Source organism: Pseudenemella bisphenolivorans (assembly GCF_051133435.1).
Lineage (GTDB): Bacteria > Actinomycetota > Actinomycetes > Propionibacteriales > Propionibacteriaceae > JAAYAO01.
Genome location: NZ_JBPGNY010000006.1, coordinates 213,949 through 237,828 on the forward strand (window position 1 = coordinate 213,949; position 23,880 = coordinate 237,828).

The window sequence follows — 23,880 nt, forward strand, 5'->3', positions numbered from 1 at the left end:
GCTCGACACCCTCTTTCGCCAGTTCTGCCACGTTACGCGAAGCAGGCCGGGAAACCGCGTTCGGGGTCAGCTCGGCGGGGCACCGTCGGCTTCGACGGGCCTGCCCTCGCGGCGTTTGCGGATCGTTCGCCACACCCGGTGGCAGGCGATCACGATCAGCGCCCAGGCCAACCCGAGCAGGGCGGCGGCCAGCACGTCGGTCAGCCAGTGATAGCCCAGGTACACCCGCGAGAAGGCCATCGTCGCGGCATAGCCGAGGCCGAGGAGCGCGATCAGCACCCGTTGCCACGAGGGCCGGTTCCAGATGTGCCGGATCAGCAGGTAACACACGATCGTGGCGGCGGCGAAGGCCTGCAGGGAGTGTCCGCTGGGGAAACTCGGTGAGGTTTCGTAGGGCGGCACCGCGTCGATCACGGGCGGGCGGGGTCGGCCGATGACGCCCTTGGTGGTGGTCGAGATCAGCACCGCACCGATCTGGACGAGCAACACCAACACCACCGGGGTCGGGTTGCGCCAGCGCCACCACAGCAGCAGCGAAATCACCATCATGATGATCGGCTGCCAGATCGGTCCGCCGGAGTTGGTGAACCACATCAGCACCGTGGTCGTCGCGCCGGTGCGCCGGGCCATCGCCCAGTCCAGCACCGGACGGTCCCACAGGGCGATGCCCTGCCGGTCGGCGACCGCTTCGAGGATTTCGCCGGCCAAGTGGAACAGTCCGGTCACCGCCAACCCGGCGGCCAGCAGCACCAGCAACAAGATCAGGGTCGGCCGGGGCAGGCCGATGATCCACTCGGCGAAGCGTCGGACCCCGGCTCGAAGACGATCGCCCAAACCACCCACCGACTTTGTTCCCTTCATCTCACCGACCCTACGGGTGAGGCGCCCTTTCTCGTCCGACCCCTCGCAGATGCAACCCGTACTCGTTCCTGCGTCACGTAGTTCGCCACGCAGGAACGAGTACGGGTTGCATGTGGGGTTCGAGGGGCTCCGACACGTGGAGGGCTCCGACGTGGGCCCTTCCGAGCGCGCCGATTTGGGCATCGGGGCGGGTGAGGGAGAACAATGGGGCACATGTCTGTTGAAACTCGCGGGCAGCTGGTGCGGGCCTCGGGCCCGGGACGAGTCCGGCTCGCGGTCGCCCAAACCGCCGGCCGCCTGGCTGCCTTCGCCTCCCGGGTGAGCGGACGTGGCTCGGGGGCCTCGATTCGCGGCATGGTGATGATGCGCCTCGACCCCGGCGCGCTGGGCAAATTGCTGCGCGGACGACGGGTGCTGGCGGTGTCGGGCACCAACGGCAAAACCACCACCACCCACTTCCTGGCCGCCGCGATCCGCGCCGCGCTGGGCGCCGACGCGGCCCGGGTTGTATCGAACGCCGATGGGGCGAACCTGCACCATGGCATCGCCTCGGCCCTGGGGGAACAGCCCAAGTCCGATATCGCGGTGCTGGAGGTCGACGAGCGGGTGGTGGCCGATGTGCTGCGTCTGGGGCGTCCCGAGGTGTTGGTGTTGTTGAACTTCAGCCGCGATCAGCTCGACCGTCATCACGAGATCAAGGGCCTGGCCCGGTCGTGGCGCGAAGCACTGGCCGAGATGGGCGAGGACGGCCCGGTCGTGGTGGCCAATGCCGAGGAGCCGCTGGTGGTGTGGGCGGCCCGTCCGGCCAAACAGGTGATCTGGGTCGACACCCAGTCGACCTGGTCGCAGGACGCCGCCCTGTGCCCCGAATGCGGATCGCTGTTGACCCGCACCGACCCCGAGCAGACCGACGGCGGCGCGGTGATCCCCGGACACTGGGAGTGCACCGGCTGCGAGTTGGCCGAACCACCGGCCGAGGTACGGGTCGCCGGGGACCGGATCATCGATCGGCAGGGACGCGAACTGACCACCGATCTCCAGGTACCGGGCAAGTTCAACATCGGCAATGCCGCCTGCGCCCTGGCCGCGGCCGAGGCCTTCGGTGTCGACTCGGTGACCGCCCTGTCGGGCATGCGCCGGGTCACCGCCCCGGCCGGACGCTTCTCGGTGACCACCATCGCCGGCACCCCCGCCCGGCTGATGCTGTCGAAGAACCCGGCCGGGTGGGCCGAATCGCTGCCGCTGGCCACCACCGACCCGGTGGTGCTGGCGATCGACGCGGTCGCCGCCGACGGCAAGGACCTGTCGTGGCTGTGGGATGTCGAGTTCGAACAACTGCAGGGCCGCACCGTGGTCTGCACCGGGCCCAGGGCCAGTGACCTGGCGGTGCGGCTGAGCTATGCCGGGGTCGACCACGAGGTGCTGCACGACCTGACCGCGGCCTTCCGGTCGGTCGCCGGACGGGTCGACGGGCCGATCGATGTGGTCTCGACCTACACCCCCTTCCAGCGGCTGCTGGATCTGGGCGGGGTGCAGCGCACCGCACATCCCGACCCGAAACCGAAACCGACCGCTCTTCCGGACGTCGGCGCCCGGGGAACCGAAGGAGATCGGCGATGAGCGTGCAGATCGTGCTGGTCTACCAGTCGTTGCTGGGCATCTACGGTGACCGCGGCAATGGCACCGTGCTCGCCCAGCGACTGCTGCGCCGCGGCATCGACGCCGAGGTGGTGGTCGTCGAACCGGGTACCGAACTACCCGAGGATGCCGAGGTCTACCTGCTCGGCGGCGGTGAGGACGGTGCCCAGACCACCGCGGTGCGCGAACTCACCAACGACGGTGCCCTGCACCGGGCCGCCGATCGTGGTGCGGTGGTGTTCGGGGTGTGCGCCGGCTACCAGATTCTGGGCAACACCTTCACCATCGGGGAGCACCAGCAGGTGATGCCCGGGCTGGGGTTATTGGACGTCGACACCCGCCGCGGACCCGAACGAGCCGTCGGCGAGATCCTCACCAGATGGCAGGGCCGCGGTGGTGAAGAGCAGTGGATCACCGGCTTCGAGAACCACGGCGGCTTCACCACCCTGGGCGACAACTGCGCCCCCCTGGCCGATGTGGTGGTCGGGGTCGGCAACGGTGACGGCACCGAGGGTGCGGTGCAGGGGACGGTCTTCGGCACCTATCCGCACGGGCCGGTATTGGCCCGCAACCCGGCCCTGGCCGATCACCTGCTGGAGCTCGCGCTGGGCACCGAACTCGATCCGCTGCCGATGCCGGAGATCGACCGGCTGCGCGCCGAGCGGCGCAAGGCCCTGGGGCACTGAAGGGCGTTCGGCGCCGGCAATCCTGAGCCCGTTGGGCCCCAACCCGGTGGGAATCAGCCGTGCAGGTCGCCCTCGTCCGGGCTGTCGGGGGCGTCGGTGTCGAGCCCCCGCAGGAAGTCCTCGACCTGGGCACCGATCTCGTCCGCGGTCGGCACCTCGGTCGATTCGGTCAGGGCGCTGGTCTCCCAGAACCGGTCGTAGTACCCCTCCAACCGGCTGATCATGTGCTGGGCCTCGGCCGACTCGGCAACCTCCGCGTCCAGTTGGGCTCGAAAAGCCTCCACCAACATCGGCAGGTCGCCGGCCGGCAGGTCCAGCGCGGTGTGCTCGGCGAGGCGCTCCAACATCCGCAACGCCGCCTCCGGCGCCTCACCGTGGGCCAAATAGTGCGGGACGTGGGCGACCAGCCCGGTGACCTTGCGCTGGCGCTCCGCCAGCCGCAGCGCCAGCAGGCTGGTGAAACTCGCCGGCATCTTGAACACCGCCGGCACCTTCTCCTCGACCGGCACCATGCCGGGCTGCCCCGCGTAACGGGTGACGTGCATCTCCCGGGTGTGCGGCACGGGGCTGGGCACCCCCTGGACGATCACGGTCTCGGCCACATAGAAGCGATTGAGCAGGTGGTCGACCGTGTTCACCAGACGTTCCCACTGCAGGGTGGGTTCGAAGCCGTGCAACAACAGGAAGCTGCGTCCCTCGGCGTCGGTCACCTGGTGCAGTTCGATCTCCGGCGGCTGGTAGTCGTGGAAGTGGTCCTGATCGAACGAGATGGTGGGCCGCGCAGTCGTGTAGTCGATCACCTGGTCCATGTCGACACCGCCCAGCCGGTGGTTCGGCAGGGTGTTCAACAGGTGGGTGTCGATGAGTTGCTGGACGCCTCCGGGGTCGCGAGTACCCAGCGTGACCACCAGCTTGCTGGCACGCACGGTCCGATGGTCGACATGCGGGTCGAACTCGAACAAAGCCACCGGATCCAGCATTTTTCCGCACCTTTCGGTCAGTGAAGAGTCCGAGGGATCAACACCGAGCCGGGCCCGACTATTCCCGCGCCGGTAGACTGGCGGGCATGGCGCAGCTGAATGTGTTGGGCGAGCCCCTGCAGGAATGCGGCACCGACCCGGTAACCGGCTTCCACCGCGATGGGTGCTGTACCTGGGATTGGTCCGATCCGGGTAGTCACACCGTGTGCGCGGTGATGACCACCGATTTCCTGCGCTATCAACGCAACTCCGGCAACGATCTGACCACCCCGATCCCCGAGATCGGCTTCCCCGGATTGAGCGCCGGTGACCGCTGGTGTGTGGTTGCCCGGCGTTGGATGCAGGCCTATCTGATGGGTTACCCAGCACCGGTGGTGCTGGCCGGCACGAACCGCAAGGCCCTCGAGGTGGTTCCGCTCGACGCCCTGCAGGAGCACGCCGTCGACGTTCCGGACGATCTGTCCGCGCTGACCTGACTCGCTGCACCACCGCGTCCGCGGCTCCATCTGCCGACTCTAAACCCCTGTCAACCGTCCGATGGGGGTGCGATAGTTGTGCCACGCATCGCCAGCCGGGCGCGGCGCAGGCTTGATGAAGGGCGAGGCATCGTGGAAGACGTGGCTCAGGCTATTGAGGACTTTCTGCAATCCCCAGCGGAGTACGAGGACGATTTTCGCGAGGACGACCTGTTGGTCCGGGTCGACCGGCGAGCAGCCGCCCCGGACGTCATGTCCGCGGTCAACGAGCACCTGCCCGAGGACGCCCGGATCGACACCGACGATGCGGGCGGGCTCGACACCCTGCTGAAGGGTGTCCAACAGCACTTGGCCCCGGACCACGAGATTCGGTGGTTCGTGGATTCTGTGGGCGATGACTCCTTGGGCTTCGCGGTACTTGCTGCGGGCGACTGGGCTCGGCTGAGACTGCAGTTCGGCGCCAACCGACTGAACCACTTCTTCGCTCCGGTGGACCACAACAGCACGATGTTCGACCTCGAGTCGGACGAGATTTCCGACCTGATCGAGGACAGGCAGTCGAGCGAGTTCCGCGAATAGGAAGCAGCACCCGCCCCCGTCCTCAGCGTTCGGTGATGTCTTCGATGCCCATCGACAGCACGGCATTGCGGGTGCGTTCCACGCCCACCTTCAGCACCTCGGACGGCCCATCGCCCTCGGCCAGGGCCTTGTTGATCTGGTAGAGCCGCACCGGGCCGTTGGCGTACCGGGTGGTCAGGGTCGGCACGTACTCGGCCTTGTTGATCGTCCAGTCGCCGTTGTCGTCCTGACTGAAGGTGAGCATCGCGATCACACCCTCCTGACCACGGGGCACATCGGCCAGATGTTGGGCGACCAGGTTGCCCAGTCCGTAGATCACGTAGGTGTCGTCGATCTTGGTCCACGGCTGGACGACGTGGACGTGCTGGCCGTAGACCAGGTCCACCGTCTTGGAGGCGACGATCTTCTTGGCCACGGTGACTTGTTCGTTGTTCGGCGGGGTGACGTACTCGTCCCCACCGTGCATGTGGGCGATCACGATGTCGGCACCGGCCGCGCGGGCCGCCTTGGCCCGGGCGATGATGTCGTCGGGATCGAGCATCGCGACCGACCATTCCTTGCCCTCGGGTGCCGGAATCCCATTGGTGCCGTAGGTGCCGCCGACGATCGAGACCTTGACGCCCTCGGCGGTGGTGAAGATCACCGGGGTGTCGCGGTCTTGCTTGCTGGCCCAGGTTCCCGTGGTAGGAATGCCGGCCTTGTGGTACACGTCCAAGGTGTGGGTCAGCCCCTTGAACCCCTGGTCGAGGGAGTGGTTCGAGCTGGTGGTGCACATGTCCCAGCCCATTTCCTTGAGCTGGCCGGCGATCTCCGGTGGAGCGGCGAAGGTGGGGTAGCCGGTGTACGGCCCACCCCAGGGCGCGAACGGCACCTCGCCATGACAAACCGAGACATCCGCCTCGTCCAGCAGCGGTTTGATGTGGGCGAACATCGGCCCGAAGTCGAACTCCTTGCCCTTACCGGTGCGGGCCTTCTCGTCGGCCGCGCTGTACCACAGGGTGTTGTGCCACAGCAGGTCACCGGAGAGCAGCACGGTGGTGTCGGGCTTCTTCTCGGGAGTCGGGGTTGGCGTTGGCGTCGAGGTGGGAGTTGGCGTCGGGGTGGGCGTGGGCGAGGCACTGGTCTCGTCCGCGGTCGGCGTCCGGGTCGGGGTCGGGTTGCCCGGTTGCGGCGCCTGCGGCCCCGGCGCACAGGAGGTCACCAACAAGGCGGCCGCCACCATCGCCAACGTCCGCGCCTTGCCCCGTCTCATGAACACGCGGCCATGATGTCAGCCCTGCCCTACGAGGTCCATAAGGTCTCATAACGCCTCGATAAGAGTGTTGCTCCTCGTTCGGGGTGAGCCGGCGGGTTGAATGGGCAACATGGACGAGAACCGTGTGGCCGAGGTGATCTGGCAAGCCCGCCAACAAGGGCTGGTGTTGCCGGCCCCCAGTACGCAGGGGCACCCCTTCACCCTGTCCGCGGCCTACCGCATTCAACGTGCGGTCACCGCGCTGCGACTGGCGGCCGGGGAACGGGTCGTCGGCTGGAAGCTCGGTTACACCTCGGCGGTGATGCGCGAACAGATGGGCATCGATCAGCCCAACTACGGCCCGCTCACCGATGTGATGGCCTTGGATTCCGGCGCGGTCGCCCCGTCCTTCCTGCGCCAGCCGCGGGTCGAACCCGAGGTGGCCCTGGTGATGCTGGACGAGGTACGCACCGGCGTCGATGACCTGGCCGGGCGAGTCGAGGCGCGGGCGTCGCTGGAGGTGGTCGACAGTTCCTGGAGCGACTACCAGTTCGATTTGGGCGACAACACCGCGGATTCCTCCAGCGCCGGCGCCTACGTGCTGGGGGAACGTTTGCCGATGGATGATCCGGCCGGCGTTTCGGTGCGGCTCGAGGTGACCGACCAGGACGAGCAGGTCGGCACCGCCGATGCCGCGATGGGCAACCCTTTGGCTGCACTGGCCTGGCTGCTGAACCAACTGGCCGAACCGCTCCCGGCGGGGTCGGTGGTGCTGACCGGCGGCTTGACCAGGGCGATCCCCTTGGAGGCTGGTGGCACGGCCCGGGCGGTGTTCACCGCCGGCGACCGGACGGCCGAGGTCACCCTGACCCGGTGACTCACGTTGCCAGATGCAGGGCGGGACTCGGCCCACGGAAAAGGCGGGCGGCGCGCGTACGGCGCGCAGCGCCCGCACACCCGCACGGGCGTCATACAGCAAGCCACATGATTGATATGTTTGCTATATGACAGAGTTCAATGTCATTGCAACCATCCGCAGGGACAGCAACACCCTCGATCCCGACTGGATCGATCACGTCCACGACACCTTCTCCGAGTTTCATCCGGCGGTCTCGGCGGGGTTGGTGACCGGCCGGACACGAGTCATCATCACTCTTCACGCCGAGAACCTCGGGCAGGCCGCCCGCCTCGGCTGGGCACTGACCGCCGAACTCGACCCGATCGGGCTCCAGGTGCTCGAAACCACCGAGTTCGACCGCACCGCCGGTTTGGAAGATCTCCCCGAGCTGATCTCGGTGACCGAAGCCGCCGAGCGCCTCAACATCACCCGCCAGGCAGTACTCGAGCGGATCAACAACGGCACCCTGCCCGCACGCCGGGCCGGTCAGCGCGCCTGGGTCATCCCCGCAGCGGCCGTGCCGGCACCCTGAGTGGACACCTCGACGCAGCCCAAACACCACCGCAGGCACCGAGGTTTTTCCTCCTTTGTGACCACGGTTGTGACCAACGACAGCGAAACGCCCCTCCCAAAAGGCAGTTGGGAGGGGCGTTTCCCCTTGTCAGACCCACTTTCGTGGGAGTACACCGCCAGGGACTCGAACCCTGAACCCGCTGATTAAGAGTCAGCTGCTCTGCCAGTTGAGCTAGCGGTGCGCGCGAGGAAGAACATTACCAAGTTATCGGCCCCGATGCGAAATCGATAACCCTCCGGACGGGGTCTGATTCACAAACCACCCGAGCCCCTGCGCCGGAACGAACCCGCACCACCCGTCCATTGAACCGGATTCATCCTTGCCAGGCCCTGGGAAAGGGTTTTCGATTGATTCATGAACGTGCCGGAGATCAAGCACCACACCATGGCAGGCCTGTTCCTGGAGCGGGCCGAGGACGACAATCCCGCGCTGCTGTTCGAGGATCAGTCCTGGTCCTGGCGCGAGCTGGTACAGGAGGCGGCCGTTCGTGCCGCGGTGGTCGATGAACTGCTCGGTGACGCCGAGATCCGGCACATCGGGCTGCTGTTGGAGAACACCCCCGAGTACCTGTTCCACGTCGCCGGGGCCTGCCTGGGCGGCTACACCGTGGTCGGGGTCAACCCGACCCACCGGGGCGCCGAACTCGCCCAGGACATCAGCGCCACCGACTGTCAGGTGTTGCTCACCGAGGACGCCCACGCCGGCCTGCTGGACGGTCTGGGCCTCGACATCCGCCAGATCGACGTCGCGGGCGAGGAATACCGGGCACTTCTCGACACCCACCGCGACGCGAAGCCCGAACCGTCCGAGGCCGCCCTCGAACCGGCGAACCAGTTGCTGCTGCTGTTCACCTCGGGCTCGACCGGAGCCCCCAAGGCGGTACGGCTCAGCACCGGACGGTGGGCCACCATCGCCCAGTCCAACGCGATCCCGCTCACCAGCGACGACGTCGCCTACAGTGCGATGCCGCTGTTCCACGGCAACTCGTTGATGGGTGCCTGGGCGCCGACGATCAAGGAGGGCGGCGCCTTCGCGATCCGGCGCAAGTTTTCCGCCTCCCAGTTCCTGCCCGACATCCAGAAGTTCGGCGCCACCTTCTTCAACTACGTCGGACGCTCGCTGGCCTACATCCTCGCCCAGCCCGAAACCGACGACGAGCGCAACAACAAACTGCGTTTCGGCTTCGGCACCGAAGCCTCCAAGCGCGACCGCGAGGAGTTCTCCCGGCGCTTCGAGTGCATGGTCTTCGAGTCCTACGGTTCCTCGGAAGGGACGCTGTTCATCATCCACACCGACGACACCCCCGACGGCGCCCTCGGCAAGCCCGGCCCGGGTTTCGATCCGGTCGTGCTGCGCGCCGACGGCACCGAGGCCGCGGTGGCCGAGTTCGGCCCCAACGGCGAGCTGCTGAACCCCGAGGAGGCGATCGGCGAGTTCGTCTCCCGCGGCATCGCGTCCAGGTTCGAGGGCTACTACAACAACCCCGAGGCCACCGAGTCCCGCCTGCAGGGCGATGACTATCACACCGGCGACCTCGGCTATGTGGACGCCGACGGTTTCTGGTGGTTCGCCGGCCGCACCTCCGACTGGTTGCGGGTCGATTCGGAGAACCTCGCGGTAGCCCCGATCGAGCGGATCTTCGCCCGCTTCCCGGCCGTGGTGACCGCCGCGGTGTACGGGGTGCCGGATCCACGCACCGGTGATCAGGTGATGGCGGCCCTGCACCTGACCGAGGATTTCGATCCCGAGGCCTGGACGGAGTTTCTGCATCAGCAGTCGGATCTGAGCACCAAATCGTGGCCGATGCTGGTGCGAGTGTCGGACAACCTGCCGGTCACCGCCACCCAGAAGATCAACAAGCCGGCCCTGCGTTCACAGTCGTGGGCGACCTCCGACCCGGTCTGGCGGTGGAACGGCACCTCCTACGAACTCTTGGACGAGACGGCGCGGGCCGCCCTGCGCGAGGAGTACCTGGCCAACGACAATGCCCACCTGCTGCCCGGGGCCGACGCCGAGGACTGAACGCTCACCGAAGGCTGCGTCCACCCGCCGAACCCGAGCTTCAGGCGAAGTGCTGGTCGCGCACCTGTTTGCGCAGCACCTTGCCCAGCATCGACCGCGGCAGTTCGTCCACCACGACGAACTCACGCGGCACCTTGTAGGCGGCCAGGTCCTGCTTGCAGAAGGCGCGCATTTGCTCGGTGTCGACGCTACTGTGCCCGTCGGCCAGTTCCAGGGCCGCAACGACCTGTTCCCCGTCGGGGGTGACCCGGCCGACCACGGCCGCGTCGGTGACCGCGACGTGTTTGCGCAGCACTTCTTCGACCTCACTGGGTGAGACGTTGAAGCCACCGGTGATCACGACCTCCTTGACCCGGTCGATGATCGTGACGAAACCGTCCTCGTCGACGGTGACCAGGTCGCCGGTGCGCAGCCATTCGCCGTCCAACAAGGTGGCGGCGGTGGCCTCCTCGTCCTCCCAGTACCCCTGGAAGACCTGCGGGCCCTTGATCAGCAACTCCCCCGCCTCGCCCTGTTCGACCTCGCGGGTCGGCTCGTCCGGGTCGACGACCTTCATCAGGGTGGACGGGAAGGGCACCCCGATCGTGCCGGTGCGACGGGTCGGCCAGAACGGGTTACCCAGGGCCACCGGGGACGACTCGGTCATCCCGTAGCCCTCCACCAGCAGGCCGCCGGACAGCGCCTCCCACTCCTCGACGATGTCGTCGGTCAGCGCCATCGCACCCGAGATGCAGTATTTCGCCGCACTCAGATCGACCCCGCGTTCGCGGGCGACCTCGGCGGTCTTGCGGTAGATCGGCGGGACGGCGCAGTAGACCGTCGGCGGGTGCTTCTTCGCGGTCTTGACCACCATCTCGGCGTCGAAGGACGGGAACAGCACCAGCCGAGACTGTTTGCGGATGCCGTAGGTCAGATACAGGGTCATTCCGAAGGCGTGGAACATCGGCAACACCGCGTAGAAGGTCTCCTCGCGGTACTTCGCGCCGTGCATCCACGCTTCACCCTGCAGCGCGTTGGCGTACAGGTTGAGGTGGGTGAGCATCGCGCCCTTGGGTTTGCCGGTGGTGCCCGAGGTGTACTGGATCACCGCCAGGTCGTTCACCTCCGGACGGGGGTGGGCGCGGTCGATCTGCGGGGCGCCGAGCAGCTCGCGCCAGTCGGTGGCGTAGCTGACCGGCTGGTGCAACCGCTCACGGGTCTCGCGGAGTTTCTTGAGCGGCAGTTGCAGGGCCATCCGGGTCAGGGTGGGAAACTCGTCCAGCAGGTTCACCGCGATCACATGATCGAGTTGGACGCCGGGCTGGCCGACCACCTTGTGCAGTTGGGCGTCCATGCCGATCACCACCCGGGCCCGGTGATCGAGGAACTGTTCGCGCAACTCATGGGCGGTGTACAGCGGGTTGTGTTCGACCACCACAGCCCCCAATCGCAGCACCGCGTAGAAGGCGATCACGTGCTGGGGGCAGTTCGGCAGGATCAGCGCGACCCGGTCACCGGGTTCGACGCCGCGTTGCCGCAGCCCCTCGGCGACCCGGTTGATCTGTTCGCCCAGGGATTTGTAGGTGGTGGTGCGGCCGAAGAACTGCAGGGCCACCGCGTCGCCCGCCTCGGAGACCGCCTGCTCGCACATACTGACCAACGACTGGGTGGGCAACACGATCTCGGCCGGCACCCCCGGTTGGTAGTGGCGGGTCCAATCCGGCACGTCGATCATCGCAGGCTCCCATCACGTCAGGCGTGGCCCCGTGACCGTTCACGGGCACATCGAAAGTCTTTCACGCGCCTCGTCGGTACTCCTCGACGGTCCACTCGGTCGTGGGTAGTTCGAGCCTGGTGCACACCCAACGCGACCAGTCGATGTGCAGGGTGCCGCCGGGGTCCATCCGGTATCCGCCGACGACCGGGCCGGTGGTGGCCTCCAGCACGACCTGGGACGGCCCCCGGGTACCGCTGATCACCCGTACCGGGGTGAACAGGTCGCCCGGGCGCCCCCAGATCGGCAGCCGTTCGGTCCACAACATGGCCACCATCGGATGCACCCAATGGTCGGGGTGATCGTGGGCAACGGGCCGGGCCCCGTCGGTGAGAATTCGCCAGCACCGCACCCCGGAGTGGTCGCCGCGCCATTCGAGCTGGGCCCCGCGCACCACCCAGGTCGGGTGGGACACCGACACCTCCCAGACCTGTTCGGCGTCACCGATCAGCGCCGCGGCGGGCCGGTGCGCTTCGCGGGCCAACGCGGCCCGGATGAAGTTGACGCCCATGGGTTCCATAGTGAACCCGCTCGCCCCACCGTGTCATGTTCGGCACAGGTGACCGCGCGCTAGTCTGCGCAGGTGAGTCCCGAAGCCACCGGCCCCCTGCGGGTCGGGTTCGTGCCCGGCGTGACGCTGACCAAGTGGCGCACCCGGTGGGCCGAACGCGTCCGGGCCCGGCTCGAGGTCACCGAGATCGCGCAGGCCGATGCCCGCGACCTGCTGGACGCCGGCGAGCTGGACATGTGTTTCGTCCGGCTGCCGGTCGACCGCACCGGACTGCACGCGATTCCGCTCTACGACGAGACGATGGTGGCCTGGGTCGGCAAGGAGCATCCGATCGCGGCCTTCGACGAGATCAGCACCACCGACCTGGCCGACGAGACCGTGCTGGACGAGCCGACTCAGGTCGCGATCGACCGGGTGAATGCCGGGGCGGTGTTGTTGGTGCCGATGTCGGTGGCCCGTTCGGCCAGCCGCCGCGACCTGGTGTACCGGCCGGTGACCGATGCCGAGTCCGTCACGGTGGCGTTGATCTGGCCGACCGGGGCGGACGATCCGCTGATCGAGGAGTTCATCGGCATCGTTCGGGGACGCACCGCGAACAGTTCCCGCACCGTCCGGGAGCGGGCCCCGCAGAAACCCACCCGCAGCCGCGGCCGGGCGTCCGGAACCGGAAAACCGAGCACCCCGCGCCGACGTCGCGGCCGTCGCTGAGGCTCTTCGGCGGCGGGATCGCGGTCAGGCGCGATCGGAGTGCAGCATCGCGTAGATGATCGTGTCGGTCCACTCGCCCTTGCTCCACCAGTCCTGGCGCAGATGGGCCTCCTGATGCATGCCGATCTTGGCGGCCAGCCGGGCGGAGGCGGCATTGCGGCCGTCCATCTGGGCCACCACCCGGTGTAGGTGGTAGTGATCGAAGGCGAGATCGAGCAGCGCGCGCACCGCCTCGGCGGCGTATCCCCGGCCGCCGTATTCGGGGTCGAGTACCCACCCGATCTCGGCGATCCGGTGCTCCTTGTCGGTGAACCACAAGGCCACATCACCGATGACGGTCCGGTCATGTTCGATCACCAACGCCAGGGCGCCGGCGTCGGCATCGAGGTCGATGCGGGGCAAGCGCTCGCGGACCTTTTGGGCTGCTTCGGCTTCGCTCCAGGGTTCTTCCAACAGGTAGCGCGCCACCTCGGGACGGGAGTAGATGCGGTACAGGGAGTCCACATCGGCTTCGTGGTGCGGGCGCAGTGACAGTCGTTCGGTACGGATCGGCAGGTGCGGCAGCGGCATGGTCCCTCAACGATAGGGCCCGTTCCGGCAGCGCTCCATCGATTTTCGCCACCGAGGATCGTGCCGACCGATATTCGGATGCCCCGATTGCCGGGGCGGGCCACACTGGAGTCATGCGAAAGATCACCGAAGGACTCATCTCGTGGGCGTCCGTCATCGACGAGGCAACCCTGGCGCAGGCGAACACTGCCGCCGAGATGCCCTTCGTGCACCCACATTTGGCGTTGATGCCCGATGCTCACCTGGGCCTGGGCGCCACCGTCGGGTCGGTGATTCCCACCCGCGGGGTGGTGATGCCGGCCGCGGTCGGGGTCGACATCGGCTGCGGGATGGCGGCGGTACGCACCCAGTTGACCGTGGCCGATCTGCCCGATGATCGCCGAGCCTTGCGGCTGGGTATCGAACGCGACGTTCCGGTCGACCTGGGAGGCCGCAACGCCAGGGTTTTCGCCGAGCACACCCAGCAGCGCATCGACGAGCTGCGTGACCTGGCCCGACGCACCGGGGCTCCGGTGGACGGTTATGCGAAGAGCTGGCCGATGCAACTGGGCACCCTGGGGTCGGGCAACCACTTCATCGAGATCTGCGCCGACGAAGAGGAACGGATCTGGGTGTTCCTGCATTCGGGTTCGCGTGGCATCGGCAACCTGATCGCCCGGCACCACATCGACATCGCACGCCGGCTGTGTGCCGAACGTGGCGTGGAGTTGCCCGACCGCGACTTGGCCTACCTGACCGAGGGTGAGCCGGAGTTCGACGCCTACCTTCGTGACCTGCGGTGGGCCCAGCACTTCGCCGCGCTGAACCGTGCCGAGATGATGGACCGGATATTGGCCCGGTTGGGCCGCTGGGCCGGCGTCGAGATCGAGCGCACCGACGAGGTGAACTGCCACCACAACTACACCGAGCCCGAGGAGCATTTCGGGGAGCGGGTGTGGGTCTCGCGCAAGGGTGCGATCAACGCCGAGGACGGACGCCGTGGTCTGATTCCGGGGTCGATGGGCACCCGCAGTTATGTGGTGGAGGGTCTGGGCAACCCGGAGTCGTTGAACTCGGCTCCGCACGGGGCGGGACGTGCCTATTCGCGCCGGGCCGCGCGCCGCACCTTCAGCCGCGATGACCTGCGAGCGGCGATGGGCGATATCGAGTATCACGATTCCTCGGCCTTCGTCGATGAGATCCCCGCCGCCTACAAGGATGTCGACCAGGTGATGGCCGATGCCGAGGGGCTGGTGCGGGTGGTGCACACCCTGCGGCAGTTGGTGAACGTCAAGGGCACCTGAGGGTGGCCGTTTCCACCCGCAGTTCCTGTCGCGGGCTTAGGATGCCCGGGTGACTCACCCCGCCAACCACCAACCCTCCTCGGCCGGAACCCTGATCGGGGTACTGGCGAGCTTGTTCGCCGGTTCGATGGTGTCGGTGCAGTCGCGGGTCAACGGTGAACTCGCCGAACGACTGGGAGACCCCTACGCCGCGGCGGTGGTCAGCTTCGGCACGGGGTTGACCCTGTGCATCATCGGGGTGCTGGTCTTTCCGGCCGGACGCCGCGGGGTGCGGTCGCTACCGGGCCTGGTGCGACGGCGCGCGGTGCCGTGGTGGCATCTGCTGGCCGGGCTGTTCGGTGCCTACCTGGTGGCGGTGCAGACCCAGGTCACCGTGCCGCTGGGGGTGTCGCTGTTCATTCTGTCGATTGTGGTCGGCCAGTCGGTCGGTGGCCTGCTGGTCGACCGGCTCGGCATCGGGCCCGGCGGTCCGAAGCCGCTGTCGCTGTACCGGCTGGCCGGAACCGCGATGATCATCGCCGCGGTGTTCGTGGCGATGCTGCCCCGGATCACCGTCGGCTCCGGCGGTGGCGGGGCCGCGCCGCTGACGTTGCTCGGGCTGGCCCTGTTCCCGGTGCTGGCCGGGGTGTTGTCGACGGTGCAAACCGCATGGAATGCCAGTGTCGCCGCGGCCTCGGGCACCCCGTTCGCGTCCACCCTGACGAACTTCGTCGGCGGCACCAGTGCTCTGGTGATCGCTCTGCTGGTGTCGCGGTCATTGCGCGATCCGGGACCTTGGCAGTGGCCCACCCAATGGTGGCTCTACATCGGTGGGGCGGCCGGGATCGTCTTCATCGCGCTGGCCGCGGCCCTGGCCCGGCGGATCGGGGTGCTGCAAACCAGTTTGGGCATGGTCACCGGCATGTTGCTGTGTGCGCTGCTGTTGGACGTCCTCGCCCCGACCCCGACCACCCTGATCACCCCGATCACGGTGCTGGGCACCCTCGGCACCCTGGTCGGGCTGGTGGTGGTGACGTTGCCGTGGCGCAGCGCGCCGCAGTTCCTGCGCTCATCGCGCTGATTCGTCCGCCGATACCTGTGCCGCAGGTCAGAGGTAAAGGCCGGTGGCTTCGTCGCTGAGTCGTTCGGCGGCCACCGCGTGCAGGTCGCGTTCGCGCAGCAGGGTGTAGTCCTCGCCGCGCACCTCGACCTCGGCGCGATCCTCGGGGTCGAACAGCACCCGGTCGCCGACCTCGACATTGCGCACGCTGGAGCCGGTGGCCACCACCTTGGCCCAGGCCAGTCGCTTGCCGATCTCGACGGTCGCCGGAATCACGATGCCCGAGTTCGACTTGCGTTCCCCGGATTCGCCCTCGGTGCTGACCAGCACCCGATCATGCAGCATCCGGATCGGGAGTGCCTCAGAGGTCACGCGTTCACCTGGGCGGTGATCTTGCGCATGCGCTTCTTCTTGGACGCGGAGATGATGCCGCGGATGATCAACAAGAAGGTGGTGATGCCGGCCAGGGCGCCGCCGAAGACCACGATGCGGTCGTACCGCGGACCGTTGTCGTCGATGATCTGGCTCTTGTAGAAGGCGAACTCCCGCCGCAGGGCGTCCTTGGCCTCGTCCATCTGCCGCTGCTTGATGATCTTGGGGTGAATTTCGTTGATCAGCTGACTGATGTTGGCCGACATCCGGGCCCGCGCGGCGGCCAGGTCCGCTTCGATCTGCTCGGGGCTGCGCTGCTCTGCTGCCACGGATCCATCTCCTGTCGTCGTCGGTGCCCGGGCGAGTACCGTTACCCACCCTAAGCCAGGGCCCATTATCCACGCCAACGCGCTAGCATTCCGGCCATGTCACAACTCGCTGCGGGCGATGCGGCCCCCGCCTTCACCCTTCCCGATGCCGACGGTAACGACGTGTCGCTGAGCGACTACGCCGGCAGCACCGTGATCGTCTACTTCTACCCCGCGGCGATGACCCCGGGCTGCACCAAGCAGGCGGTCGACTTCACCGCGACCGAACCCGACTGGTCGGCGGCCGGCTACCAGGTGCTGGGCATCTCGCCCGACAAGGTCGAGAAACTGGCGCGATTCCGCGAGAAGCAGTCGGTGAACTTCCCGCTGCTGTCGGACGAGGACCGGTCAGTGATGACCGCCTACCACGCCTTCGGTGAGAAGAAGCTCTACGGCAAGATCGTCCAGGGCGTGATCCGGTCGACCTTCATCGTCGAGGTCGATGCCGAGGGAAACGGTACGATCAAGGACGCGCAGTACAACGTGCGGGCGACCGGTCACGTGGAGCGGTTGCTGCGCAATCTGGGAGTCTGACTCCCACGCCGGAGTGGTGGAATTGGTAGACACGCAGGATTTAGGTTCCTGTGCCTTGCGCGTGAGGGTTCGAGTCCCTTCTCCGGTACTACCGAGACCCTGAGGAACTCCCGGCCGGTGGGAGGGATCAGCCCACCAGCCGGGAGAGTTTGGTCAGCCGGTTCCGTTGATATCGCGGGCGGCATACGCATCCCGCAACCGCGCCAGCCGCGCGGTGGGCCCGTCCTCGGCCTCGTCGCCGGGGTGGATGGTGACCATCAGGTCGTCGCCCGGCCAGGCGAAGCTGCCGTGTTGTTCGTAGAGTTCCCAGTCGATCGGGGATCGGCGGCACAGGCCGACGTCGATGCCCTCGAAGGGAGTGCGTCCCGGCGGTGAGGGCAGCGGCGGCAGCTCAGCGGTGACCTCACCGTTGACCTTGAGGCTGACATTCCATTCCGCGACCCGGGTCACCGACACGTCCACCTCGACGTTCATCTCCCCGACCCCTATCGAGCCGCCCGCATAGCGGGTGCTGCGGCCGTGTTCGGTGAAGACGAAGGTGACCTCGTCGTCCTTGATGAACAGGCCGTAGCCCACACCCTGGTCGCCGTGGGAGATCAGGTAGCCCTCGTCCCCGGCGCTGCGAGTGCCGCGGGCCTCGATCCGGAAGCTGCGGCCGAGGGTCAACAGGCAACTACGCACCCGTTCCAGGCTGGGGGCGCCGCCGGGGATGCGGACGGGTTTGCGGTACACGTCCTCGGCGGCTGAGCGGTAGAGCACCTTGAACCCGAGGCCCTCGTCCAGGGGGAGCACGTGGTTCTGTTCGGCCGCAGCCCGCCAGCCGGCGGCCAGTTCGCGCACCTGGTCGGGGTGTTTCTCGGCCAGATCGGTCAGCTGGGTCGGGTCGGTGCGCACGTCGAAGAGCTGCCATTCGGCCTCGGAGAAGGTCGGTTCCGGCGTGGTGCGGCGGGTGAGGATCTCCCAGCCGTCGCGGTGGAAACCGCGGTCACCGTTGATCTCGTAGTACTGCTCGGTGCGTGGTGAGGCAGCCTCGGGCGAAGAGATCGTGTCGGCGAAATCGCGGCCCTGGAAGGGTTGGGCCGGATGCTCGGCCCGGTGCGTGGGCGGCTCCACCCCGGTGAGTCCGAGCAGGGTCGGTAGCAGGTCGATCACATGCAGGTACTGTTCGCGTAGCCCGCCGGCGTCGTCCACCCCGGGGCCACGGATGATCATCGGCACCCGTTGCCCACCGGCGAAGGTCGATCGTTTGTAGAGCCGGAACGGGGTGTTGCTGGTCATCGCCCAGCCGCGCGGGTAGTGGGTCATCAACCGTGGGCCGCCGATCAGGTCGATCCGCTCGATGTCCTCGGCCACCTCGTCCACGTCCGGGTCGGCGCCCATCACCCGCAGGTAACTGGTGGTGCCGAAGGGATGGCCCTCACCGGAGGCGCCGTTGTCGGAGGTGAACACCACGATGGTGTTGTCCCACTCGTCGAGTTCTTCCAGGGCCGCCTTGATGCGGCCGAAGGACTGGTCGATCCGGTCGACCATCGCGGCATAGGCCTCCATGTGTCGGGCGCTGAGCCGGCGCTGGTCGTCGGTGAGCCCGTCCCAGGCCGGTACATCGAGACCCGGTTCGTCATTGCGCGGGGCCAGGGTGACCTCGGCGTCGACCACGCCGAGTTCCTGTTGCCGGGTGAAGCGTTGTTCGCGGGTGGCGTCCCAGCCTTGGTCGTAGCGTCCGGCGTATTTGGCCATGTCTTCGGGGCGGGCGTGCAGCGGGGCGTGCACCGCCGGGTGGGCGACGTAGAGGAAGAAAGGCCGCTCGGGGTTGGAGAGCTTGGTTTCGCGGATCATCCCGATCGCCTCGTCGGTGAGGTCATCGGTCAGGTAGTAGTCGTCCGGGTAGGTGTCGACCTCTACCGGGTGGTTGTCGCGGTAGAGCCGGTGCGGGTGATGCAGGTTGGTGAAGGCGTCCAGGATGCCGTAGTAGCGATCGAATCCGCGCTGCACCGGCCACGAGCCCAGTTCGCCGCCCTCGTTGCGGTCATGGTCCTTCGACAGGTGCCATTTGCCGACCATCATCGTGCGGTAGCCGCCGTGCCGGAACACCTCGGCCATGCTCAGCGCATCCTCGGGCAGTTCGTGGGTGTACCCGTCGAAACCCGGATCTCCGAAGACCGTGCCGAACCCGACCGCATGGGAGTTGCGTCCGGTCATCAACGCCGCCCGGGTCGGCGAACACATCGGCGTGACGTGGAAGTCGGTGTAACGCAGCCCCTCGGCAGCCAGCGCGTCGATGTTCGGGGTCTCGATCTCCGAGCCGAAACAGCCCAGATCGGCGTAGCCCAAGTCGTCGATCAACACCACGATCACATTCGGCCTCCCCGCGTAGTCGGCCCGCGCCGGCCACGACGGGGTCGAGCCCGCCATCGTCGGCAACGCCGCGTCGCCGTCTGTGCGGTCTTGGTTCAGGTGTTCGCTCACGAAGCATTCCTGACAAGCTCGGCCGAGTGGATTGCCAATGAGTACGGAAACGTGCCGAACTTCTCTCGCCGCTCCCACGACACCGGGGAGCCACGGTCGGATCCGATACTGACGCCATCGTGCGGGGCAAGACCGATGATCGGGGCCAACCCACTGAACGGTTCAAGCGATTCCCCGTCCAGTTCGGGAGTGATGCACCAGTGCGAGTCGGCGAGCGCGACGTTCAGCATCAAGCGGTGTCGCCCCTCGGCGAGGGCCCCCAAATCATGTTCGGACATCAACCCGTACCCGTTGTGCACATAGCGGAGCCGTCCGTCCTCGACCAGCACGCAGTAGCCACCACCTTGACCGCCATGTGCCCACAACACGCCGGCGGCTGATTGAGCCCAGTCGAACTCGATGTTGATCTGGCAGGACTCGCCCATCACGAGCATCCGGGCTTGGTGCGGATGCAACCAGCCCGCCCCTGGGACCAGCCTCGCCTTCATCGTCTCGTCGGGCACCGGGCGGGCCTGAGCACGCTCCAACCACGTCCGGTCGTCGAGCGGAAATACCTCGTTCTGCCACGCCGCAGATTCCCAGGCATCGGCCAACTCGCGAACCTTCTCGGGCATCCGTTCGGCCAGATTGTGGATCTGACTGCGGTCCTTTTCGGTGTGGTAAAGCTCCCATTCGGTGTCGTCGAATGGTGCCCGAGCAGCGTGCAGAGTGACCAGATCCCACCCGTCGGCGTAATAGCCCCGGTTGCCGCGCATCTCGTAGTACTGCTCGGTGTGTGGATGAGGATGTGTCGGGTCATCGAACGTCTGCATCAAGCTCTTGCCGCTGAGTTCCTTCGTCCCCTCCGGTGCGTCCTGGCTCAACCCCACCGCGTCGAGGATCGTGGGGAAAAGGTCGGTGACGTAGGCGTATTGATGCCGCATCCGGGGTTGCGATCCTGCGAACCGGCTCGGCCACGAGAACAGCGCCGGCACGGTGTGTCCCCCGGCATGGGTGTTGATCTTGTACAGCCGAAATGGAGTGTTGCCGACCATTGCCCAGCCGCGCGGATAGTGCGGGAGTGTCCGCGGTCCGCCCATTTCCTCCTTGAGCGCCTGGTCGCGTTCCAGTTTCTGCTGCGCGGCGGCCGCATCCCCTACCGGTTGAATCACATCCAAGAACTGCGATGTGCCGTTTACCTGCCCCTCGCGTGAGGCGCCGTTGTCCGACACAAACACAAGGAGGGTGTTGTCCCATTCCCCGAGTTCTTCAAGACCTGTCCGCAATTGCCCCACCGAATCGTCGATGGTGCGCACCATCGCGGCGTAGCTCTCCATATGCCGGGCATGTAGTTGCTGCTGTGCCGGTTCCAGATCAGCCCAGGCCGTGACGTCGTGCCCCGGTTCGGGGTTGCGAGGAGCCAACTCCGTCTCCTCATCGATCACGCCGAGTTCGATCTGCCGCTCGTACCGCTCCTGACGTACCTGATCCCACCCGCGGTCGTACCTGCCGTGGTGCTCGCTCACCCGATCCAGTGGCACCTGCAAGGGCGCGTGGACGGCTGCGTGCGCGAAGTACAGAAAGAATGGCTTGTTCGGGTCGGCTGATTTTGTGTCGCGCACCATGCCGAGAGCACGCTCGGTGATGTCATCGGTGAAGTAGTAGCCCTCGCTCTGGTGCGGTGCCGGCACGTGACTGTTGTCGATGACGATCTCGCCGGGTTGGAACATATCGGTGAAGCCACCCAGAAAGCCGTAGAAGCGATCGAACCCGCGCTGTAGGGGCCAAGAGTGCTTGGCGCCGCTCGGCACGGTATCGGAGTCCTTGCACAGGTGCCATTTGCCAACCGCAAAAGTGGAGTAGCCCGAGTTGCGAAGACGCTCAGCGATGGTGTCGACGTCGGACCCAAGTTCCATCCGCTGCGCGGGAAACCCTGGGTCCGAATTCGCCACATACCCTATCCCTGCTGCGTGGGGGTTGCGGCCGGTGAGCAGAGCGGCCCGCGTCGGTGAGCACATCGGCGTCACGTGGAAGTTGGTGAACTGCAGCCCCTCCTCCGCGATTCGGTCCAAGTTGGGGGTGGGAATCTCCGACCCATAGCAGCCGATATCCGAGTACCCGAGGTCATCGACAATGACGACCACGACGTTCGGCGCAGAACCATTCGGGCCGGGAACCTCAGGCCACCATGGTTCGGACTCGGCGACGTTGCGACCGATGCGGCCGCCGAAGCCCGCATAAGGTTCATGACTGGTCATCTGTCCTCCAGGGGAGAGTCGGCGTCAAAGGTCCGCAGGACGTCAATAGCTCGAAGACGTTGTAGCCATGGCTGCCCGTCACTCGATCCACGCCTTGTCGAAGAGCAGCATTGCGTTGGCCGCACCCGTCACCTCGTGCACTGTGTCGTTCCAGGTGATGAACTCCCACGAGTGGATGTGCGGTACATATGGGACTTCCTGGGCGATTTGCTTCTCGAGTTTGGCAATCGCCGCTTTCATGTCTTCGTCGGTGGCTGCCGCCTTGACCTCGTCGAGGATGGCGTCTCGTTCCGGGGAAGTAGCCATCCCCAAGAGCTGGCCACCGCCCGTGCGTAGCGCAGCATCGAACTTCGAGTACGGGTCGAACTCTCTGATGTTCAAGGCCGACCGAGAGACGTCGTAGTCACCGGAAATCTGGCGCGCTTGGAAATCGGAGTTCGATCGGGCGGCATCGATCTCAACGCGGAAGCCAACTGCTTCCCACTGCGCCTTCAACGCCAGCGCCATGTCTCGCATCTTGGGATCAGGACCGACGTTGTACACGAACGAACCGTCATAGCCGTCAGCTTTGGCCTCGTCCAACAACTTGCGTGCCTTCTCGGGGTCGTAACCCAAGCGGTCACTGTCCTCGTTGTACCACTTCGACTGTTTGGAGAAGATGCTCGTACCGATGTCCCCGGCGCCACCATACGCACGATCTGCCAGCTGCTGCGGATTGATCGCGAGCGCGATCGCCGTGCGGACCCGGATGTCGGCACCCGGACGGCCCTTCGCGGCATTGATGCGGGTGACTCCCCACGATGAGGTGTAGTTCAAATAGCCACGCTGGCCTGCCTTGAGGCGTTGCACCACCAAGTCAGGGCTGCTCAGGAATACCGCTTGGACCTGCCCCGAGTCGAGCGCTTCCAAACCGGTGTCTTGCGAGCCGAGGGCCACGGTGCGCAGCTCAGCCAGCCGAGGCTTGCCACCCCAGTAGTTACGGTTCGCCGCGAGGACGATGTGTTCGCCAACTGTGTGTTCCTTCAGGACGAACGGCCCAGCCCCGATCGGTTTGAACTGACCACCCGCATCGGATGCCTTGGCCACGATCATGCCGGGCCCGGTCGACAGCATGTTGGGGAAGGAGGGGAAGCGTTCCGCCAATGTGATCACCACGGTCTTGTTATCGGCGGCCCTCACATCTTTAACATTCTCGTTCCACAACACGCCTTCCGGCGCATTCTTGGCACTGCTGTAGCGCTTGAGACTCCAGACAACTGCTTCGGCGTCCACCGGCGTGCCATCGGAGAATTTCACCCCATCACGCAACGTCAGGGTGAACTCCGTGTAGTCGTCGTTGTTGGCGATGCTTTCGGCCAGCTGCGGGACGAGCTCTCCGGTCGCGGCGTCGTATCGAAGCAAGGTGTCGAAGATGTTGATCATCTCGATCCCACCGGTCGTTGGAGCAGCGATGGTCACGATCGGATCCAATGACCGAGGTTCGATCTGACCGGCGATAGTCAACGTCCCACCGTCGCGGGGCTGGCCGCCGGGCTCGTTTCCGATCACGCCTTCCGGATAGGAGTCCTCGACTTTGGAACCGTCCTGGGCTTGATCAGCTTGTTCATCACCGCGTGCACATCCCACGAGCAGAATGCCGGCGAGAACCACTGCGCCAGCCTTGTGAACCCAACTGCGTTGCGCCATTGCATCCCCTATCCCACGAGTGAGCAAACGGTAAGTTCACCGGATTTGGACCGTTCACAACTTCCCGGTGGGCGGAAGACAGAGAGAGTCGCCCAGCTCAAACGTGACGGGGTACCAAAACCCCCAACTCAGAACGCCGATCGGGCCCGAATCCGGCAAAAGCCGGGGGTGAGTTGAGGATTTGGGTACCCGCACAATGCAAGCCCTCCCCTGACGCGTGCAGGTATCGGGCCGGGGCTCCCCACTCCCCACACACCCCCAGTCCGCTGCTGCAAACAGCCCGATCCTTGCCCGGCATCCACCCAGTGCCCAGTCAGATGCTGAGTGCAGGAGGTGTTTGGCTATGAGGAAACGGGCGGGTAGGCCACGGCATCGGGTGGTCGAGTTGGCGGTGTTGGCCGAGTT

22 protein-coding genes and 2 tRNA genes are annotated in these 23,880 nt (G+C 66.4%); 12 read left to right on the forward strand and 12 right to left on the reverse strand.

Annotation, left to right across the window (positions count from 1 at the left end; translation table 11 throughout):
* Window positions 1-66: 66 nt before the first annotated feature.
* Window positions 67-861, reverse strand: a complete 795-nt coding sequence (locus ACR4XW_RS15070) for a phosphatase PAP2 family protein (RefSeq protein WP_434761389.1) — start codon at window positions 859-861, stop codon at window positions 67-69.
* A 213-nt stretch (window positions 862-1,074) separates the two neighbouring features.
* Here ACR4XW_RS15070 and ACR4XW_RS15075 point away from each other — a divergent pair, with 213 nt between their 5' ends.
* Window positions 1,075-2,481 (forward strand): DUF1727 domain-containing protein, encoded by a 1,407-nt coding sequence (locus ACR4XW_RS15075; protein WP_434761390.1) that lies wholly within the window; start codon window positions 1,075-1,077, stop codon window positions 2,479-2,481.
* Window positions 2,478-3,185 (forward strand): type 1 glutamine amidotransferase, encoded by a 708-nt coding sequence (locus tag ACR4XW_RS15080; protein WP_434761391.1) that lies wholly within the window; start codon window positions 2,478-2,480, stop codon window positions 3,183-3,185. The genes ACR4XW_RS15075 and ACR4XW_RS15080 overlap by 4 nt, the downstream gene beginning before the upstream one ends.
* 53 nt (window positions 3,186-3,238) lie before the next feature.
* On the opposite strand, the gene ACR4XW_RS15085 is transcribed toward ACR4XW_RS15080, so the two are convergent.
* Complete coding sequence (locus tag ACR4XW_RS15085; protein WP_434761392.1) at window positions 3,239-4,165, reverse strand: PAC2 family protein; 927 nt, start codon at window positions 4,163-4,165, stop codon at window positions 3,239-3,241.
* An 86-nt stretch (window positions 4,166-4,251) separates the two neighbouring features.
* On the opposite strand from ACR4XW_RS15085, the gene ACR4XW_RS15090 reads away from it, so the two are divergent.
* Window positions 4,252-4,641: a DUF2237 family protein gene (locus ACR4XW_RS15090; RefSeq protein ID WP_434761393.1), complete on the forward strand. Its 390-nt coding sequence runs from the start codon at window positions 4,252-4,254 to the stop codon at window positions 4,639-4,641.
* Between the two features lie 141 nt (window positions 4,642-4,782).
* Complete coding sequence (locus ACR4XW_RS15095; protein ID WP_434761394.1) at window positions 4,783-5,220, forward strand: hypothetical protein; 438 nt, start codon at window positions 4,783-4,785, stop codon at window positions 5,218-5,220.
* Between the two features lie 22 nt (window positions 5,221-5,242).
* Here the strand turns inward: ACR4XW_RS15095 and ACR4XW_RS15100 are convergent, their stop codons facing one another.
* Entirely contained in the window at window positions 5,243-6,472 is a 1,230-nt protein-coding gene (locus ACR4XW_RS15100; RefSeq protein WP_434761416.1) for a CapA family protein, read from the reverse strand.
* A gap of 112 nt (window positions 6,473-6,584) precedes the next feature.
* Here ACR4XW_RS15100 and ACR4XW_RS15105 point away from each other — a divergent pair, with 112 nt between their 5' ends.
* Window positions 6,585-7,331, forward strand: coding sequence for a 2-keto-4-pentenoate hydratase (locus ACR4XW_RS15105; RefSeq protein ID WP_434761395.1), 747 nt, complete (start codon window positions 6,585-6,587; stop codon window positions 7,329-7,331).
* 127 nt (window positions 7,332-7,458) lie between these two features.
* Complete coding sequence (locus tag ACR4XW_RS15110) at window positions 7,459-7,884, forward strand: helix-turn-helix domain-containing protein (protein ID WP_434761396.1); 426 nt, start codon at window positions 7,459-7,461, stop codon at window positions 7,882-7,884.
* 150 nt (window positions 7,885-8,034) lie between these two features.
* Here ACR4XW_RS15110 and ACR4XW_RS15115 read toward each other — a convergent pair.
* Window positions 8,035-8,107, reverse strand: a tRNA-Lys gene (locus ACR4XW_RS15115).
* Window positions 8,108-8,280: 173 nt separating this feature from the next.
* On the opposite strand from ACR4XW_RS15115, the gene ACR4XW_RS15120 reads away from it, so the two are divergent.
* A complete protein-coding gene (locus ACR4XW_RS15120) occupies window positions 8,281-9,948 on the forward strand; it encodes an AMP-binding protein (RefSeq protein ID WP_434761397.1) in 1,668 nt (555 codons plus the stop codon).
* Window positions 9,949-9,988: 40 nt separating this feature from the next.
* Here the strand turns inward: ACR4XW_RS15120 and ACR4XW_RS15125 are convergent, their stop codons facing one another.
* Window positions 9,989-11,662 (reverse strand): long-chain-fatty-acid--CoA ligase, encoded by a 1,674-nt coding sequence (locus ACR4XW_RS15125; RefSeq protein WP_434761398.1) that lies wholly within the window; start codon window positions 11,660-11,662, stop codon window positions 9,989-9,991.
* A gap of 61 nt (window positions 11,663-11,723) precedes the next feature.
* Entirely contained in the window at window positions 11,724-12,212 is a 489-nt protein-coding gene (locus tag ACR4XW_RS15130) for a hypothetical protein (RefSeq protein ID WP_434761399.1), read from the reverse strand.
* A gap of 72 nt (window positions 12,213-12,284) precedes the next feature.
* Between ACR4XW_RS15130 and ACR4XW_RS15135 the strand changes: the two genes are divergently transcribed.
* Window positions 12,285-12,920: a LysR substrate-binding domain-containing protein gene (locus ACR4XW_RS15135; protein WP_434761400.1), complete on the forward strand. Its 636-nt coding sequence runs from the start codon at window positions 12,285-12,287 to the stop codon at window positions 12,918-12,920.
* 24 nt (window positions 12,921-12,944) lie between these two features.
* On the opposite strand, the gene ACR4XW_RS15140 is transcribed toward ACR4XW_RS15135, so the two are convergent.
* A complete protein-coding gene (locus tag ACR4XW_RS15140; protein ID WP_434761401.1) occupies window positions 12,945-13,490 on the reverse strand; it encodes a GNAT family N-acetyltransferase in 546 nt (181 codons plus the stop codon).
* A 113-nt stretch (window positions 13,491-13,603) separates the two neighbouring features.
* Between ACR4XW_RS15140 and ACR4XW_RS15145 the strand changes: the two genes are divergently transcribed.
* On the forward strand, window positions 13,604-14,773 hold the full coding sequence (locus ACR4XW_RS15145; RefSeq protein ID WP_434761402.1) for an RtcB family protein: 1,170 nt from the start codon (window positions 13,604-13,606) through the stop codon (window positions 14,771-14,773).
* Between the two features lie 49 nt (window positions 14,774-14,822).
* Entirely contained in the window at window positions 14,823-15,833 is a 1,011-nt protein-coding gene (locus ACR4XW_RS15150) for a DMT family transporter (RefSeq protein ID WP_434761403.1), read from the forward strand.
* Between the two features lie 27 nt (window positions 15,834-15,860).
* Here the strand turns inward: ACR4XW_RS15150 and ACR4XW_RS15155 are convergent, their stop codons facing one another.
* Window positions 15,861-16,157: a GroES family chaperonin gene (locus ACR4XW_RS15155; RefSeq protein WP_434761417.1), complete on the reverse strand. Its 297-nt coding sequence runs from the start codon at window positions 16,155-16,157 to the stop codon at window positions 15,861-15,863.
* Between the two features lie 23 nt (window positions 16,158-16,180).
* Window positions 16,181-16,513 (reverse strand): DUF3618 domain-containing protein, encoded by a 333-nt coding sequence (locus tag ACR4XW_RS15160; RefSeq protein ID WP_434761404.1) that lies wholly within the window; start codon window positions 16,511-16,513, stop codon window positions 16,181-16,183.
* A gap of 96 nt (window positions 16,514-16,609) precedes the next feature.
* Between ACR4XW_RS15160 and bcp the strand changes: the two genes are divergently transcribed.
* A complete protein-coding gene (gene bcp, locus ACR4XW_RS15165; RefSeq protein WP_434761405.1) occupies window positions 16,610-17,086 on the forward strand; it encodes a thioredoxin-dependent thiol peroxidase in 477 nt (158 codons plus the stop codon).
* Between the two features lie 7 nt (window positions 17,087-17,093).
* Window positions 17,094-17,174: transfer RNA gene (locus ACR4XW_RS15170), tRNA-Leu, on the forward strand.
* Window positions 17,175-17,239: 65 nt separating this feature from the next.
* On the opposite strand, the gene ACR4XW_RS15175 is transcribed toward ACR4XW_RS15170, so the two are convergent.
* From ACR4XW_RS15175 to ACR4XW_RS15185, 3 genes are all read right to left on the reverse strand, one after another.
* A complete protein-coding gene (locus ACR4XW_RS15175) occupies window positions 17,240-19,552 on the reverse strand; it encodes an arylsulfatase (protein WP_434761406.1) in 2,313 nt (770 codons plus the stop codon).
* Window positions 19,549-21,789: an arylsulfatase gene (locus ACR4XW_RS15180; RefSeq protein ID WP_434761407.1), complete on the reverse strand. Its 2,241-nt coding sequence runs from the start codon at window positions 21,787-21,789 to the stop codon at window positions 19,549-19,551. Before ACR4XW_RS15180 ends, ACR4XW_RS15175 begins: the two co-directional genes overlap by 4 nt.
* A gap of 78 nt (window positions 21,790-21,867) precedes the next feature.
* Window positions 21,868-23,475 (reverse strand): ABC transporter substrate-binding protein, encoded by a 1,608-nt coding sequence (locus ACR4XW_RS15185; protein ID WP_434761408.1) that lies wholly within the window; start codon window positions 23,473-23,475, stop codon window positions 21,868-21,870.
* Between the last annotated feature and the right edge of the window lie 405 nt (window positions 23,476-23,880).

Bases quoted from the DNA above. Each gene is read 5' to 3' on its own strand.
- ACR4XW_RS15110 (WP_434761396.1), top strand. From the start codon at position 7,459: ATGACAGAGTTCAATGTCATTGCAACCATCCGCAGGGACAGCAACACC.
- ACR4XW_RS15075 (WP_434761390.1), top strand. From the start codon at position 1,075: ATGTCTGTTGAAACTCGCGGGCAGCTGGTGCGGGCCTCGGGCCCGGGA.
- ACR4XW_RS15080 (WP_434761391.1), top strand. From the start codon at position 2,478: ATGAGCGTGCAGATCGTGCTGGTCTACCAGTCGTTGCTGGGCATCTAC.
- ACR4XW_RS15130 (WP_434761399.1), bottom strand. From the start codon at position 12,212: ATGGGCGTCAACTTCATCCGGGCCGCGTTGGCCCGCGAAGCGCACCGG.
- ACR4XW_RS15185 (WP_434761408.1), bottom strand. From the start codon at position 23,475: ATGGCGCAACGCAGTTGGGTTCACAAGGCTGGCGCAGTGGTTCTCGCC.
- ACR4XW_RS15125 (WP_434761398.1), bottom strand. From the start codon at position 11,662: ATGATCGACGTGCCGGATTGGACCCGCCACTACCAACCGGGGGTGCCG.
- ACR4XW_RS15070 (WP_434761389.1), bottom strand. From the start codon at position 861: ATGAAGGGAACAAAGTCGGTGGGTGGTTTGGGCGATCGTCTTCGAGCC.
- ACR4XW_RS15120 (WP_434761397.1), top strand. From the start codon at position 8,281: ATGAACGTGCCGGAGATCAAGCACCACACCATGGCAGGCCTGTTCCTG.
- ACR4XW_RS15090 (WP_434761393.1), top strand. From the start codon at position 4,252: ATGGCGCAGCTGAATGTGTTGGGCGAGCCCCTGCAGGAATGCGGCACC.
- ACR4XW_RS15140 (WP_434761401.1), bottom strand. From the start codon at position 13,490: ATGCCGCTGCCGCACCTGCCGATCCGTACCGAACGACTGTCACTGCGC.
- bcp (WP_434761405.1), top strand. From the start codon at position 16,610: ATGTCACAACTCGCTGCGGGCGATGCGGCCCCCGCCTTCACCCTTCCC.
- ACR4XW_RS15085 (WP_434761392.1), bottom strand. From the start codon at position 4,165: ATGCTGGATCCGGTGGCTTTGTTCGAGTTCGACCCGCATGTCGACCAT.
- ACR4XW_RS15180 (WP_434761407.1), bottom strand. From the start codon at position 21,789: ATGACCAGTCATGAACCTTATGCGGGCTTCGGCGGCCGCATCGGTCGC.
- ACR4XW_RS15155 (WP_434761417.1), bottom strand. From the start codon at position 16,157: ATGCTGCATGATCGGGTGCTGGTCAGCACCGAGGGCGAATCCGGGGAA.
- ACR4XW_RS15100 (WP_434761416.1), bottom strand. From the start codon at position 6,472: ATGAGACGGGGCAAGGCGCGGACGTTGGCGATGGTGGCGGCCGCCTTG.
- ACR4XW_RS15105 (WP_434761395.1), top strand. From the start codon at position 6,585: ATGGACGAGAACCGTGTGGCCGAGGTGATCTGGCAAGCCCGCCAACAA.
- ACR4XW_RS15145 (WP_434761402.1), top strand. From the start codon at position 13,604: ATGCGAAAGATCACCGAAGGACTCATCTCGTGGGCGTCCGTCATCGAC.